Here is a 15,735-nt window from a genome sequence, read left to right as displayed (position 1 = left end):
ATCGAACCTCCTTGTCAGGTCTTGCCCAAAACGATTTTCCGGATCTCTTCCACGACCCTGCCGCGGCTTTCCTCCGCGCTGTGGCGCAGGCGTTCCTGCTGGGCCTGGGTCTCTTCCTTCACCCGGGCGCCCAGCTTTTCCGCGTCCGCACGAGCCACGCCGCAGAGGACGCCGGCCTTTTTCCCGGCCTCCTTCACGGCGGCCTGTACAGCCTGCTGGCCCTGGGCTTGGGCCTCGGCTTCCAGCCTGTGGGCTTCCTCTTTGGCATTCAGCACGGTCTCGCGAGCTTTCTGCTCCGCATTGCTGATGGCCTGCATGGTCTCTTTCGCCAAACTATTTCACCTCCTGCACGCATAATCCTCATTGTTTCCACTCCAGGGCCCAAAAGCAGGTCCTTTGGCGGAACGCCGCACTATTTTTTTATAGCTGCTCCCCCTACCGGCAAAGGACCGGCGGGGGCCTGTTAGTATGCGACATCACCATTATACCTCGCGGCTTTGTAAAAGTCAAAACATAAATGTAAAACTATGGAGGGTATTCGATAAAAAAAGCCGCAGATGAAACCTCTTTTCATCCACAGCTTTTTCCTACGAAACATTCTGTCCGAAATGATATAAAAAACTTCTAACCCGTTGGTTCAGAAACACGATTGCTGGCAAGCCAAGCCTTCCGTTTTAGAAGCAGCGCTCCCGCGCTCCGCTATCTATCGTCCTTACTCTTCAGAAGAAGACTCCCCCGAGGATTCCACCGCGGAACTCTGCTCCTCAGAGGATTCCGAACTGCTCTCGGCAGAAGAACTGCTCTCGGCAGAAGAACTGCTCTCTGTAGAAGAACTGCTCTCTGTAGAAGAACTGCTCTCGGCAGAGGAGCCGCTCTCTGTAGAAGAACTGCTCTCGGCAGAGGAGCTGCTCTCTGTAGAAGAACTGCTCTCAGAAGAGGCGGAAGAGGAACCATCCTTACCCATCGCGTCCGCAATGGCAGAAACCTTTACCCGGTCAATAGCCTTCTGATTCACCTGGAAGTCCACAGAAGCGCCCTGCTCAATGGTATAGTCCGTGAATTCTGTAATCTTAATGCCCTGAAGCAGGGAATCATACCGGTTCTGGTCCTCCAGAAGGGCCTTGAAATCCTCCTCAATATCTAGCTTCTGCATAACATAGCAGCCAGAAGAGGCGTCCACAAAGGCGGCCTCGTTCACATCCAAATCCTTCAAAGCGTCAGAGAACAGGGTGCCCATATTGGAAACCGGGCTGGCCACTGGGTCGTTGTGGCTGGTTTCCACGCCAGTGGTGGTAGAGAAGTTTGCCTCGGCCACCCCAAACTCCTGGTCGCCGGAATTAATCTTCTCCACATATTCCTTCAGCTTGTCTTTCAGCTCTTCCTTTTCCTCGTCGCTGCGGTCAGAAGAGGTGCCGTCCTCATTTTTCGTGGACATAGACACATAGAAGTACTGGTAGTAGGTGTAGTTATCAATATAATAGGTATGAAGCTCTTCCTCCGGCACTTCCAGTTCGCCGCCCTTGCCATACATAGCGGCCAAAACTTTGGTCAGCTTCATATTATACTGGGCATAGGCCTGGTTAAAAGAGGCCTCGGCACAGCCCAGCTTTTCCATGGGGGTCTTAAAGCCATACACGCTCCACATGGTGGTGGCCGTACTCCGGATAGTCTCTTGGTCCTCCTCGGTAAGGCTAAGGCCCAGCTCGTCGAACTTTTTGCTTACATAATAATAGGAACGCATATAGTCCTGGGCCCGGCCGCTAATCCAGCTCTCTGCGTTTTCGCCTTCCACCTGACCCTTCAGCACCTGGGCGCTGGTATCAATCTGGGCCTTGGCTTCGTTGTAGGCGCTGGTAAGATAGTAGATATAGCCCCCAATGGGCAGTACATCGTCCCCCATTTTAGCGGCCCATGTGTTCTCTTCACTATAGCAGGCGGTTAAACTGGCGCACATAGCCAGGCTAAGAATGCCGGCAGCGGCGCGCTTTAAAATTTTTTGAATCATGATGGCAACATTCCTTTCTATACGCTCACGCAAGTAGTCTTGCCCATAAAGCGGCTTCTTCCCGTTGAACCCATCTATTATAACGTATATTTTGAGAAATGTCTACTATAATTTTCAAAAAAGGCTGATTATCTCTTGGCCGCGATCGTCCAATCTGAATGATCCGCCCCTCTCCTTTTTCGCCTCTCACAATATCCCCGCCAGCAAAGCCCCTAAAACCAAAAGGCCGCGCCCAAAAGGGCACAGCCTCTGATGTATGATACAAAATCATGTTATAAAGTTGTTTGGGTTTAAGAACCTTCCTCTCACCCCGCCGCTTCATCTGCGGCTTTAGGCGCCGGCGGCAGCTTAACCCGAATCTCCTCGGCGCGGTTCCCCGCAGATTTGGTCACCAAAAAGCTGATGCCCCGGTACGCAAAGCTGTCTCCCGCCTGAGGAATGCGGTCCATCTGCTGGGCCGCCCAGCCGTTCACCGTGGTGGCGTCTGTCTCGCAGTCAATGTGCAAGAATTCGAACAGGTCGCCCGTGGCCACAGAGCCGTACACCCGGTATAGCCCCTCGCCCAAAGGCAGAATGCCCTCTTGCACCACGTCGTCGTGCTCGTCCCAGATCTCCCCCACCAGCTCTTCAATCACGTCCTCTAGGGTGACAATGCCCTCTGTGCCGCCGAACTCATCCACAATAACGGCAATATGCAGCTTCTTCTGCTGCAAAAGCTTCAAAAGGTCTGAAATCTTCATAGAGGGAGGAATATATTCGGCCGGTTTTAAAAGCTCGTTCAGTCCGCCTGGCCCCCAGCCTGTTCCATAAAAGTCCTTCTCGTGGACAATTCCCACAATACTGTCAATGGTCTCGTCATACACCGGCAGCCGGGAGTAGCCGGTCTCTTGAAAGACGATCGCAATCTCCTCTCGGGTCGCCTCTTTGGGCACAGCCTCCACGTCCACTCGGGGGGTCATAATTTCGATGGCCTGAATGTCGTCAAATTCAATAACGTTGCGCAGCATAGCGCCCTCGTTTTTGTCAATGCCGCCGTCCTGCTCGGCCTCTTCCACAATCGTCAGCAGCTCGCTGCCCGTCACCGAATGCTTGGGGCCCGAGCGCACCAGCTTGCCCAATGCGTGTTTAAGCTGGGAGAACAAAAAGTTCACCGGCTTCAGCACCACAATAAGCACCCGGATAAAGGACGCGGACATCATGGCAAAGGACTCTGCGTTCTCTTTGGCCAGGCTTTTTGGGGAGACCTCTCCAAAAACCAGCACCACAATGGTCATGACAATGGTGGAAACCGTGGGCCCCGCGCTGTCTCCCAAGGCCGAAACAAACAGCACTGTGGAAATAGTGGTAGAGGCAATGTTCACCAGGTTGTTGCCCACCAGAATGGTAGAGAGCAGCTCGTCGTAGTTTTCCGAAAGGGTATAGGCCAGCTGGGCCCGCTTGTTGCCCCCAGCGGCCAAATTTTTTAGGCGAATGCGGTTCAAAGAGGAAAAGGCGGTCTCGGTGGCGGAAAAATAAGCGGAAAGGGCCACCAGAACAATAAGAATAAGAACGAGGGCCGTACTGTGACTGTCCATAAGGGAAAAACCAACACCTTTGTTTCTATGTTTAAAGATTACGGCGCGAAAAAGCCGCGCGGCTAAATAGTGGGAACATTATAGCATATACAGCAAAAAAAAGCAAGGGGCAGGACAGAGAGGGATATAACCCCCACAAATCACGGCTTTACCAGGGGGCCGCGCTTTTTGGCCCGCTGCCGCTTTTACCATTATAATATGAAGTCCGTCTGGTTTTGTCCCCGTTGGGCAGGGAATATTTTCCCGTAGCTGGCGCGAAAGGCCCCAGGGGGCTTCCGGCTTTCCGGGGATTGCAAGACCGCCGTTTTTGTGGTAGAATACAGGCAGTACCACTTCTCAGCGCCTTTATTGCAATGGAGGGTTTCATTTATGGTTACCAGAGTTTTTGTGGAAAAAAGAAAAGGCTTTCACGTGGAGGCCCAGGGCCTTTTGGCCGACCTGCGCCAAAACCTGGGCCTTGCCGGCCTGGAGGATGTGCGCATCCTCAACCGCTACGATGTGTCCGGCCTAACCCCGGACCAGTTCGCCGCCGCCCAGCAGGCGGTACTTTCCGAGCCAAACATGGATAACGTCTATCCCGAGGACTATGCCCTTCCTTCCGAGTACCAGGTGTTCGCCATGGAGTATCTGCCTGGTCAGTACGACCAGCGGGCAGACTCTGCCGCCCAGTGCGTCCAGCTGTTGACCCAGGGCGAGCGCCCCGCTGTGCTTACCGCCAAAGTGATTGGACTGAAAGGACAGCTGGCAGAGGAAGATCTTGCCCGGGTAAAGGGCTATCTGATCAACCCTGTGGAAAGCCGGGAGGCCTCTATGGACAAGCCCCAGTCCCTAGAGCTGAACGCCCCCGTTCCGGCGGACGTGGCCCGGGTACAGGGCTTTACCGGATGGGGCCGGGAAGAAATGAAATCCTATTTTGACCAGATGAGCTTTGCCATGACCCTGGACGACCTGCTCTTTTGCCGGGACTATTTCCGGGACCAGGAGCACAGGGACCCCAGCGTCACCGAGCTGCGGGTCATCGACACCTATTGGAGCGACCACTGCCGCCACACCACTTTCCTCACCCGGCTGAACCATATTGAGGTGGAGCCCGGGCCCTTCTCAGCCGCGGTGGAGCAGGCCCTGAAGGACTATCTCTCTCTGCGCCAGGAGCTGTACGGCGATACGGACCGCCCAGTCTCTTTGATGGACATGGCCACCATTGGCGGCAAATATCTGCGCAAAAAGGGCTTGGTGCCGGACTTGGACGTAAGTGACGAGATCAACGCCTGCTCCATTGAGGCCCCCATTACCATTGACGGAAAAACCGAGACCTGGCTGATCCAGTTTAAAAACGAGACCCACAACCACCCCACCGAGATCGAGCCCTTTGGCGGCGCAGCCACCTGCCTGGGCGGGGCCATTCGGGACCCTCTCTCGGGCCGGGCCTATGTGTACCAGGCCATGCGGGTTACCGGCAGCGGCGACCCCAACGTGCCCTTTGAAAAGACCCTGCACGGCAAGCTGCCCACCCGGAAAATCACCACCGGGGCGGCGGCTGGCTATTCCAGCTACGGCAACCAGGTGGGCCTGGCCACCGGCCAGGTGACAGAGCTGTACGACCCCGGCTATGTGGCCAAGCGCCTGGAGATCGGCGCGGTGGTGGGGGCCTCCCCCAAAGAGAACGTCCGCCGGGAAGAGCCTGCCCCCGGAGATGTGATTGTGCTGCTGGGCGGAGCCACCGGCCGGGATGGCATTGGCGGGGCCACCGGCTCCAGCAAAGCCCACACGGAAAAGTCCGTGGAGGTGTGCGGGGCCCAGGTGCAAAAGGGCAACCCCCCCACCGAGCGAAAAATCCAGCGGCTGTTCCGAACCCCGGAGGCCGCCCGGCTCATCAAGCGCTGCAACGACTTCGGCGCGGGGGGCGTCTGCGTGGCCATTGGCGAACTGGCCCCGGGCCTTTCCATCGACCTGGACCAGGTGCCCAAGAAGTATGAGGGCCTGGACGGCACCGAGCTGGCCATCTCCGAGAGCCAGGAACGTATGGCCGTGGTGCTGGCTCCAGAGGATGCAGCGCACTTCTGCGCCCTGGCCGCCGGGGAGAACCTGGACGCCCAGCGGGTGGCCACAGTGACAGAGGATCCCCGGCTGAAAATGACCTGGCGGGGAGACCGCATTGTGGACATTTCCCGGGCCTTTCTGGACACCAACGGCGTGACCCAGAATGCGGACGCCAAGATCAGCGCTCCTAAGGGCCCCAACTACCGGGAAAGCGTTCCCGCCGCTCTTGGGGACAAGGAGGGGACCGAGGCCCTTTTGGCCAACATGGCCCGGCTGGAGGTCTGCGGGCAGAAGGGACTTTTGGAGCGGTTCGACTCCAGCATTGGCGCGGCCACGGTGCTCATGCCCCTGGCGGGAACCTACCAGCTGACCCCCGAAGAGGCCATGGTAGCCAAGGTGCCCGTGCGCAATGACCAGACCGACGACGCCACGGCCATGAGCTACGGGTATATTCCCGGGGTGGCCAAGTATTCGCCCTTTATGGGCGCTGCCTACGCGGTGGTGGAGAGCCTCTCAAAGCTGGCGGCGGTGGGGGCCGACCCCCTAAAGGCCCGGCTCACCTTCCAGGAATACTTCCCCCGGCTGCATGAGGACCCGGCCCGCTGGGGCCAGCCCACGGCGGCCCTGCTGGGGGCCCTTGTGGCCCAAACAGGCATGGGCCTGCCGGCCATTGGCGGAAAGGACAGCATGTCCGGCTCCTTTGAGGACCTGGACGTGCCCCCCACCCTGGTGAGCTTTGCCCTGTCTATGACCAAGGCCACCCGCACCCTTTCTGCCTGTGTGCAGCACCCGGGAACCCGGCTGGTACTGCTCCCCGTGCCAGAGGATGGGGATGGAATGCCCTGCTGGCCAAGACTAAAAGAGTTGTATACCGCGGTACAGGGCCACATCCAGTGCGGAGACGTGGTGGCCGCCGGAGTGGTTCGGGAAGGCGGCGCCGCCGCCTGTGTGCTGCGCATGTGCTTTGGCAACAAACTGGGCTTTAAGTTTGAAAAGGGCCTGTCAAAAAAGACCCTCTTTGCCCCTGCCCAGGGCGCGCTGGTGGTGGCCCTTTCGGACGAGGCCCAGGTCACCGGCGGCACACTGCTGGGCAACACAAATGGATGCGGTCAGGTGGAGCTGGAGGGAGAGAAGATTTCTATAGACCGGCTTATTAACGCTTGGACCAGTACCTTGGAGGCCACCTTCCCCAGCCACGCCGCCCCGGTTCCAGTGGCTGTGGACGCGCCCCTTTATACCCAAAAGTACAGCGGCGGACCCGCCCCGCACATTGCCCGGCCTCGGGTGTTTATTCCCGCTTTCCCGGGCACCAACTGCGAGGTGGACTCTGCCCGGGCCTTTGAAAAAGTGGGGGCCCAGGCCCAGGTGCTGGTGGTAAAGAACTTGACCCCCCAAGATATTGAGGAAACGATTCAAGCCATGGAAAAGGCCATCCGCCAGAGCCAGATTATCATGATCCCGGGGGGCTTTTCTGGCGGCGACGAACCCGAGGGCTCGGGCAAATTTATTGCTACCACCTTCCGCAATCCCCGCATTGCCCAGGCGGTGACTGACCTGCTGGAGGCCCGGGACGGGCTGATTTTGGGCATCTGTAATGGCTTCCAGGCCCTGATCAAGCTGGGCCTGCTGCCCTACGGGAAGATCTGCGAAACACTAGACCCCAACTCGCCGGCTCTGACCTTCAACAGCCTGGGCCGCCATGTTTCCCGAATGGTATACACCCGGGTGACCAGCGTAAAATCCCCTTGGCTGGCAGGCGTGCGGGCCGGAGACGTGCACACCATTCCAGTATCCCATGGCGAGGGGCGCTTTGTGGCAGACGAGGCCACCGTGCGGCAGTTGGCCCAAAACGGACAGATCGCCACCCAGTATGTGGACCCGGATGGCGCGGTAAGCGGGGACATTTTGTGGAACCCCAACGGCTCGGTCTGCGGCATTGAGGGCATTACCAGCCCAGACGGCCGGGTGCTGGGCAAGATGGGACACTCGGAGCGCCGGGGCCGGGACCTGTATAAGAATGTACCCGGACATAAGGACCAACTGCTGTTCCAGTCCGGCGTAGAGTATTTCCGGTAATCAAAAGGCACGGAAAGGCGGTCTGCCGGCACCGTGCCGCCCCAGGAAGGGCCCGTATCCGCCGGAAGAGATCTTTTGGGCCATACGGGCTTTTTCCTTCTTCTCAATTCCCGCGAATTTTTATGCAGAAAGCGTGATACCAATGTCCATGTCTCTTAACCGCCAGCTGCCCCTGCCCGCTGACCTAAAGGCGCAGTATCCCCTCTCCCCCAAGGTCCAAGAAATCAAGGCTGCCCGAGACCAGGAGATCCGGGATATTTTCCTGGGGCGTTCCCAAAAATTCCTGGTTATTATAGGCCCCTGCTCCGCTGACAACCAGGATGCCGTACTGGACTACGTCCATCGTCTAGCCGAGGTCAACCAGGCTGTAAAGGACAAGCTGGTGCTCATCCCCCGGGTCTATACCAACAAACCCCGCACCACCGGCCAGGGCTACAAGGGAATGCTCCACCAGCCCAGTCCGGACAAGGACCCTGACCTTTTAGAAGGCATCATTGCCATCCGCCGGATGCACATGCGGGTCATGGAGGACTTCGGCCTCTCTGCTGCCGACGAGATGCTCTATCCGGAAAACCGCAGCTATTTGGACGACGTGCTCAGCTACGAGGCGGTGGGAGCCCGGTCTGTGGAAAACCAGCAGCACCGGCTGACAGCCAGCGGCATGGACATCCCTGTGGGTATGAAAAACCCTACCAGCGGCGACCTCTCGGTTATGCTGAACTCCATCCAGGCTGCCCAAAGCGCCCATAACTTCCTCTACCGGGGCTGGGACGCGTCCACCACCGGTAACCCTCTGGCCCATGCCATCCTCCGGGGCGGGGTGGACAAGTACGGCACCTGTGTGCCCAACTACCACTACGAGGACCTTATGCGCCTGTGTGAGCTATATATGGCCCGGGACCTGGAAAACCCGGCGGTGATTGTGGATGTGAACCACTCCAACTCCAACAAGCAGTACAAGGAGCAGGTGCGCATTGTCAGCGAAGTGCTTCACAGCCGAAACTATAACCCGGACCTCCACCGGCTGGTAAAAGGCGTGATGATTGAGAGCTATATTGAGGAGGGCTGCCAGCCTATTGAGGGCCAGCGGGTGTACGGCAAGTCCATTACCGACCCATGTCTGGGCTGGGCAGACACCCGGAACGTGATTTTTAGTATTGCGGAGAAGGCTTCTTAAGTCATTGGTATTCCCTTCTTAAAACACAAACACCAGAGAGCTTTTGAACAGAAAGGTCTTTGGTTGTTATGAATCATCCCGGACCCGCAAACATCCCCTTTATAAAGAGGGGCGGGGAAAATCCGCAAAGGCCTTTGGAGGCCTGCCGTTATACCCTTTGTTGATAGGCGGCTTCTTACGGCTGATTATAAGGCCCTAAAGGCTGCCTAGGGAGGAATACAATTTTGAAATCAGACATAATTCGAAACTCTGCAAAGGCCCTGTTCCTTCGAGAGGGCCTGCTTCTGTTAAACCAGCACCGGACCAGCCTGGGAGAGGTCTACTACGACCTGCCCGGTGGGGGCCAGCACCCATATGAAACAATGGAAGAGGCCGTGGTCCGGGAAGTTTTGGAGGAGACAGGCTTTACCGTGGAGCCCCTGCGCTTTGCGGCCCTGGCCGAGGAAATATTCACCAATGAGGATATGCGCCAGCGGTATCCCCAGTACTGCCACCGGACCATGCACATCTTTGTGGTGCGGCAGGCCCCGGGCACTGGCCAGGGGGCCCTCTGTGAGCTGGACTTTCAGCAGACCGGCAGTGTCTGGGTCACACCAGAGGAGGCCGGGCGGCTGCCTTTGGTGCCCCTTCAGCTGCGGGGGCGGGTGGCAGAGGTGCTAAAAGCCCCAGGCCCGATCTATTTGGGCTCTGTACGCCGGGATGAGGTGTGTATGTAGAGTCCGTGTATCCGGTACCGTGTGGGCCTACAGGTTGGAGTACATGAAACGCTTCTGCCCGCTTAGCGTTGGTTTTTTCCAACTCTTGGACTTAAGTCTCATCCGCCGCTAAAATTCGCTGGACAAGCCCTTTGTTCTTCCCAATCAGTACACAGTCCCCCCAAGAATTCCATAGCATTTAATCATAAAAAGAGATGCTAGCGTCTGTTCTAAAATCGGAGAAATGCTGGATTTATGCTCAGAAACAAGTAGGTCCCAGGAAAAAACCGCAAGAAATGCTGGCGCCTTTCCAGGATTTTTGACGCCAAAGCCACCCTTCCTGAGCAAAACAGACCGTGTTTCGGAGCTTTCAAACAGACTCTTGGGCTTGTTGGAACCTAGAGAGAAAGACGAATTTTGGAGCAGGGAGGTCTGTTGCAAGGAGAATTCCGCAAGTCAACCCAGCGGTGGACGAGGATTTCCCACGCGGAAAGGGGCCTCTTCTGGGCAAAAAGCCGGCGTTTTCGATGTTTCCAATAAACCCTAGTCCCTGGGAGGCGTTTTGTCCCAGTCTCATCCCGCCTTGGCTAGAACTGGTTTCTCCTATAAACGCATCCTGGGCTTTCCCAAATCTTCCCCCTCATCTGGACCGCTTCCTTCTTCCTCTTTGCTGCTCCGCCCCATTTTTTTCAACTTTCCTATAGCTTTTCCAATCAAGCCACGCTATAATAGACACAAACCAACCAAGAAAGGATGGAACAAAATGGAAAACAAACCGGTTCGGGTTGCCATGGTGGGCGTGGGAGCCATCAGCGGCATTTACCTGAAAAGTCTTACCCACACGTTTCAGGAAGTAGAGCTAATTGGCGTCTGCGACCTAATTCCTGAAAGAGCGGAAAAAGGCGCGGCCTATGTAAAGGAAGCCATAGAACAGGGAGCCAAGGTCCCAGAGCCAAAGATCTATAAAGATATGTACGCGGCCTTTGAGGACCCCCAGGTAGAGGTAGTCCTAAACCTGACCCGTCCCTATGAGCACTTTGAGGTGACAAAGCAGGCCCTGCTGCATGGCAAGCACGTGTACAGCGAAAAGCCCCTGGGGGTGGACATGGACGAGGCGGCGGAGCTGATTTCTTTGGCAGAGGAGAAGGGCCTGCGCCTGGGCGGCGCGCCGGACACTTTTATGGGCGCGGGCATTCAGACCGCCCGGCGGCTCATTGACAGTGGAATGATCGGCGATGTGGTGGGAGCCAGCTGCGCCATGGTCTGCCACGGCCACGAGACCTGGCACCCAGACCCGGAGTTCTACTACAAGCGTGGTGGCGGACCCATGCTGGACATGGGCCCCTATTACATCACGGCTCTGGTGCAGCTGCTGGGCGAAGCCAAAGGCCTGATGGGCCTGGCCAAGCGCAGCTTCCCCCAGCGGCTGATTACCTCCCAGCCCCACCAGGGAGAGACCATTGAAGTGGACGTGGACACCTGGCTTTCTGGAAATATCGAGTTCACCAGCGGGGCCATTGCCCAGGTGTTTACCACCTTTGACGTGCACTATACGGCCCAGTCCCGGTTTGAGGTGTACGGTACCAAAGGCAGCATGATGGTGCCAGACCCCAATACTTTCGGCGGACCGGTGCTGGTGCTAAGGCCCGAGGACGCGGCGGCGGCCCCAAAAGCCGACCCAGGCCTTGCCCGCCACGGGGTGCCGGACTTCTACCGGGGCTGGAAGGAGATGCCCCTGCTCTATGACTACCCTGAGAACAGCCGGGGCCTGGGCCTGGCAGATATGTGCAAGGGCATCCGCACGGGCCGGGACCACCGGGCCAACTACCAGCAGCAAAGGCACGTACTGGAGATTATGACTGGGTTCAGCAGGTCTGGGGAGAGCAGGGCCTATGTTCCCATGACCACCAAGTACACCCGCACCGCGCCTATGGAGAACAACCCCATGCACGGGGTGCTGGACGACTGAGAGGGATAGAGAAACGCGGAGCTTCGCGGCCCGGATGACAGTAAAAGTTTCGTCCACCTTTTCAAAGGTGGCAGGGGACGGGGGGCAGCGCCCCCAGCCGCCGGAGGCTTTCTGGTGCTTTCAGCACAATAAATGGGCATTTTCATAGAAAATGCCCATACCCCTTCGGAAAAATACCGGGACTGGGAGATGGTCCACCACGGACACGCCTAAGAGCGTATTATTACCAAGAAATCAACATAAAAAGCGTCTATGAAAGGAAGTTATCATTATGAAAGCAGCATATACTGGCTGGACATGGATTCACGGAGACCAGGACACCGCCAAAAAACAACTGGAGCAGAGCTTTAAGGAGTGCAAATTCCTGGGCTATGACACAGTAGAAAACTTCGCCTTTATCCGGGACTATTACAAGGACGACCCCAGCGAGCTGAAAAAGCTGGCCGAAACCTGCGGCGTGGAGCTGGTGAATCTATACGGCCACTTTGACTTTGATGTAGAGGCCTCTCTGCAAAAGGGGATGGAACAGGTAGACTTTCTGGCAGAGATCGGCGGTAAATGGTATAACTGCCAGAACGGCGGCTTTGGGGACGACGGCCCCATTGAACGGCCCACCAACCCCGAAATGCTGGATAAAACTTGTGAGATTGCCAACCGCCTGGGCCAATATGCCAAAGAAAAGGGCGTTACTGTGTGCTTCCACCCCCATTATGGCACCTGTGTGTTCAGCCAGAGCGACATTGACTACTTTGCGGCCCACACCAACCCGGAATATGTATCCTTCTGCTTGGATACCGCCCATACCACCCTGGCGGGCATAGATCCGGTGGCGCTAATCCGCCAGTATGGAGACCGTATTGCCTATATGCACCTAAAGGACGTGGATACCTATGCCTTGTCTAAAGCGGAGGGCCGGGCCAAAATGGCCACCTTCCGGGCCCTTGGCCACGGCACTGTGAATTTTCCCGCTGTAAAGGCCGCCCTGGAAGAGGTGGGCTATGACGGCGTGGTCTGCGTAGAGCTGGACCGGCCCGAGGTGTGCAACTTCCACTCCGCCGAGGTATCCCGTATCTATCTGCGGGATGTGCTGGGAATTTAACGCCGCGCTCTCTGCTTGAAACATTTCTAACGCAAAAAGATAACCCTGCGAAAACCTCGCGGGGTTATCTTTTTATTAGCTTCTCTCGACCAGGCGCTCTGCCGGTTTCACCCACACATTTATCATGGCCCACCGTTTCGATTCCATGCCCGGCCGCTGGCACTAATCCTTCCCCTCTACGGAAGGCAGGTTTTTGGTAAACGTGATCTTTTCCCCGTCGCTTTGGGCCAGCACCGTGCGATCTTGGTCGGTACGGAAAATCTCCACGTTTGCGGCGTTTAGTTTTTGCAGGGTTTCTCGATGAGGGTGACCATAACGGTTGTCCTGTGCACAGCTGATCACCGCGTACTGTGGGTGTACTTCCAAAAGGAAGGGGTCGCTGGTGGAAGAGCTGGAGCCATGATGTCCGCACTTAAGTACATCCGACTCCACTAGGTATCCGTCCTCTAGGATGATCTCCTCGCTCTCCTCTTCCGCGTCGCCGGTAAAGAGAAAACTCGTCTCCCCATAGACCAGGCGGACCACGGCGGAGTAGTTGTTGGCCCCCTCCCAGTCCGCGTCTACCGTGGGAGACATTACCTGGAACAGAGAGCCCGCCGGAGATTCTATGGCCGCGTCCTCATGTAAAGGGATAATGGCTAAGCCCTTTTCATAGGCCGCGTCCACCAGGGCCTCATAGGCAGCGGTGGTGGGGGTCTTATCGTCTGGCAGTCGGGGCATGTAAAGGGCGTCTACTTCAAAACGCTGGACGATGCGGGCCATACATCCCATGTGGTCCGTGTGGGGGTGGGAACAGACCAGGGCGTCAATCCGCTGGACTCCCAGATCTTTTAGATAATCCGTAAGGCCGTCAGCATACTGATACTCGCCGGTATCGATCAGTACGTTGAAATAGCCGCCCTCCCCAGGAATGCGGACCAGCTGGCTATCTCCCTGGCCCACATCCAGGTAATAGACCTCCAGCAGCTGGCCGTTTTGGGCGTCGGCAGGCAGGGGAACAGACTGCACCCCCTCTGGAGAGGTGCCGCCCAGAAGATTCAGACGGTTGGATAGAATCAGCGCAATAATGATAATGACCAGCCCGGCCACTGGACCCAGGGTGTAGGGCCTCCGGCCCCTGCGGGGAATAGGAAACGGGGATTTTGCCATTGGGGCTTCCTCCTATATTTTTACTCTGTTTATCCTAACACAATCCACGGCAGGTTGCAAGATATTTTTCGCGGCCGCCTCTGTTGGCCCTCCCATCAAAAAAAGAACCGGCCCCTGGGGGCCGGTCCACAGCAGAAAGTCTTGTACTCTATAGAATTACGCTTTCAAAATCTCCATCGCGCCAGAGGTAGTCTTAAAGCTGATGTCGGTATCGCCGCCGTCCTTGTACACCACCACCTTTTTGCCTTTTCCCTCTTTGGAGACATCCACTGGGAATTCGCACCGCAGGCGGCCGGACACGCTGCTGCATTTAGCGGTAAAGCCATTGTTTTCCGGCAGATACAGGGTGGCGCTGCCAGAGACTGAGGAGAAGCTGGCGCTCTCTGGGCACTGGTCCACCCGCAGCACGGCCTTACCTGAGGTAGTGCTCACCTGGAAGCTCTCCGCGTTGCCTTGGGCCTCAATAGAGCCGGAAACTGTGTGCAGGTGGGCGTTTTCCGCCTCAAATCCCAGGGCCGTCAGTTTTCCAGAGGTACACCCCAGGTCCAATGTCTCCACCGATGAGCCCTCCATGTTCAGAGCGCCGGAAACACTGCTGGCCTTCAGCGTTTCCCCGTGGATGCCTTGCAGCGAGATGGCGCCTGATACAGCCCCCAACTTGACGCTCTCTCCATGAACCTCTTGGAGGAAGATAGCCCCCGAGGTGGTATTGACCGAAAATCTCTCGCCAGAAAGCTCCTGGATATTCACCGGGGCGCTGACGGTATTCACCTTCAAGTTTTCAATCTCAGCGGCCAGCCGCCGGGGCAGGCTTACGGTCAGGTTCTTGCTCAGGCCCCCGAGGGGGCCAATCAGCTTGGAGACCAGGCCTTTTCGCTGGTCCGGCATATCTTTAATGAAGATTTTCTCCGCGTCGGTTACGCCCCACATCATGCGCTGGTCTGCCCTTAGCGGCTGCTTGCAGCGCTCGGAGACCTCTACATAGTCCTTGTCCCAGGGACGCAGCAGCACCTGGCCGTTGGACCACTGAATCTCCACCCGCTCCAGGGCGTTCATTCCCGCGTTGGCTGTGTAAACATACCAGTCCCCCTGCCGCTCTACCCCAGGAACATCCACCGCGTTTCCGCCGCCAAAGGGGAAGTCCTGGTCATACTCGTCCTCTTCTTCCTCTTCATCTTCTTCCAGCTGCTCTTCCCATGCCTCGAAGAGCTCGTCGCGCATCTCGCCCAGGCCCTCCGAAAGCTCCTGCATGGCCTCGCCAATGGTCTCGTCAATCTCGCTGCCCAGCCCGGACATAGCCTGGTCGATCTCCCGGCCCAGGCCGCTCAGGGCCTCGCCCAGGTAGTTCACCCAGCCCTCCCAGCCGCCTTTTTTTGGCTGGACAGCGTTCAGCTTTTCCACCCGGGCGTTTTCCACCGCCTGGTGGGCGGCGGCGTCGGCCTCTTCCGCAATGCGGCTGACCGTCAGGGGGTCCACTTGACCCCCCTGGGAATACAGGCGCTCATAGGCCGGGTCGTAACGCTCTTTATAGGCCCGGCTATAGATTTCGTGGTACTCCTGCTCTGTCAGGGGGGCATACCAGCCGGGGGCCTGGGGCGCGGGGCCCTCTATTGGCTCGCCCTCCATGCGGACGGTCTCTCGTATCTGCCGCTCATACTCGGCCAGCTGATCCTGGTAGTCCCGCAGCTCTTCCTCATACCGGCGGCGGCCCTCCTCCTGCTGGCGGCGGTAGTCCTCCAGCTGGGCCTGGTAGTCCAGGTTTCTCTGGGTGATCTCCTGCTGATATTGGGCCAAAGCCTCCTGGCGCCGGGCGTTCACTTGCTCCAGCTCCTCCTGGTAGCGGGCCATGGCCTCTTGGTCCCCGGGTGTGGGGGGCGTAGGAGGCGTGGGCGGGGTCGGCGGAGTCGGGGGTGTGGGCGGAGTCGGCGGCGTGGGCGGGGTCGGCGGCGTT

The 15,735-nt window shown here is 57.6% G+C and carries 10 protein-coding genes; 5 read left to right on the top strand and 5 right to left on the bottom strand.

What is annotated here, in order from left to right; translation table 11 throughout:
- Positions 1-14: 14 nt before the first annotated feature.
- From U8U68_RS10860 to U8U68_RS10850, 3 genes are all read right to left on the bottom strand, one after another.
- On the bottom strand, positions 15-332 hold the full coding sequence (locus U8U68_RS10860) for a hypothetical protein (RefSeq protein ID WP_322200827.1): 318 nt from the start codon (positions 330-332) through the stop codon (positions 15-17).
- A gap of 380 nt (positions 333-712) precedes the next feature.
- The gene (locus U8U68_RS10855; RefSeq protein ID WP_322200826.1) at positions 713-2,005 is read right to left on the bottom strand and encodes a hypothetical protein; all 1,293 of its coding nucleotides are present in this window, start codon (positions 2,003-2,005) and stop codon (positions 713-715) included.
- Between the two features lie 305 nt (positions 2,006-2,310).
- Positions 2,311-3,579 (bottom strand): HlyC/CorC family transporter, encoded by a 1,269-nt coding sequence (locus U8U68_RS10850; protein WP_322200825.1) that lies wholly within the window; start codon positions 3,577-3,579, stop codon positions 2,311-2,313.
- Positions 3,580-3,948: 369 nt separating this feature from the next.
- Between U8U68_RS10850 and U8U68_RS10845 the strand changes: the two genes are divergently transcribed.
- From U8U68_RS10845 to U8U68_RS10825, 5 genes are all read left to right on the top strand, one after another.
- Entirely contained in the window at positions 3,949-7,695 is a 3,747-nt protein-coding gene (locus U8U68_RS10845) for a phosphoribosylformylglycinamidine synthase (RefSeq protein ID WP_322200824.1), read from the top strand.
- A 142-nt stretch (positions 7,696-7,837) separates the two neighbouring features.
- Entirely contained in the window at positions 7,838-8,872 is a 1,035-nt protein-coding gene (locus U8U68_RS10840; RefSeq protein ID WP_322200823.1) for a 3-deoxy-7-phosphoheptulonate synthase, read from the top strand.
- Positions 8,873-9,096: 224 nt separating this feature from the next.
- On the top strand, positions 9,097-9,588 hold the full coding sequence (locus U8U68_RS10835) for an NUDIX domain-containing protein (protein WP_322200822.1): 492 nt from the start codon (positions 9,097-9,099) through the stop codon (positions 9,586-9,588).
- 742 nt (positions 9,589-10,330) lie between these two features.
- Entirely contained in the window at positions 10,331-11,536 is a 1,206-nt protein-coding gene (locus U8U68_RS10830) for a Gfo/Idh/MocA family protein (protein WP_322200821.1), read from the top strand.
- A gap of 271 nt (positions 11,537-11,807) precedes the next feature.
- A complete protein-coding gene (locus tag U8U68_RS10825) occupies positions 11,808-12,635 on the top strand; it encodes a sugar phosphate isomerase/epimerase family protein (protein WP_322200820.1) in 828 nt (275 codons plus the stop codon).
- 162 nt (positions 12,636-12,797) lie between these two features.
- On the opposite strand, the gene U8U68_RS10820 is transcribed toward U8U68_RS10825, so the two are convergent.
- Positions 12,798-13,784 (bottom strand): ComEC/Rec2 family competence protein, encoded by a 987-nt coding sequence (locus U8U68_RS10820; RefSeq protein WP_322200819.1) that lies wholly within the window; start codon positions 13,782-13,784, stop codon positions 12,798-12,800.
- 156 nt (positions 13,785-13,940) lie between these two features.
- Positions 13,941-15,735 (bottom strand): DUF4097 family beta strand repeat-containing protein (locus U8U68_RS10815; protein WP_322200818.1); only part of this gene is annotated, 1,795 nt, incomplete at its 5' end.

The organism is Acutalibacter intestini (assembly GCF_034334985.1).
Classification (GTDB): Bacteria; Bacillota; Clostridia; order Oscillospirales; family Acutalibacteraceae; genus Acutalibacter; species Acutalibacter intestini.
Note: the sequence above shows the minus strand (reverse complement) of the source record. Positions and strands in the feature narration are given on the sequence as shown.

Excerpts from the sequence above, each read along its gene's own strand:
- U8U68_RS10855 (WP_322200826.1), bottom strand. The coding sequence starts at position 2,005 with ATGATTCAAAAAATTTTAAAGCGCGCCGCTGCCGGCATTCTTAGCCTG.
- U8U68_RS10850 (WP_322200825.1), bottom strand. The coding sequence starts at position 3,579 with ATGGACAGTCACAGTACGGCCCTCGTTCTTATTCTTATTGTTCTGGTG.
- U8U68_RS10845 (WP_322200824.1), top strand. The coding sequence starts at position 3,949 with ATGGTTACCAGAGTTTTTGTGGAAAAAAGAAAAGGCTTTCACGTGGAG.
- U8U68_RS10840 (WP_322200823.1), top strand. The coding sequence starts at position 7,838 with ATGTCCATGTCTCTTAACCGCCAGCTGCCCCTGCCCGCTGACCTAAAG.
- U8U68_RS10830 (WP_322200821.1), top strand. The coding sequence starts at position 10,331 with ATGGAAAACAAACCGGTTCGGGTTGCCATGGTGGGCGTGGGAGCCATC.
- U8U68_RS10825 (WP_322200820.1), top strand. The coding sequence starts at position 11,808 with ATGAAAGCAGCATATACTGGCTGGACATGGATTCACGGAGACCAGGAC.
- U8U68_RS10820 (WP_322200819.1), bottom strand. The coding sequence starts at position 13,784 with ATGGCAAAATCCCCGTTTCCTATTCCCCGCAGGGGCCGGAGGCCCTAC.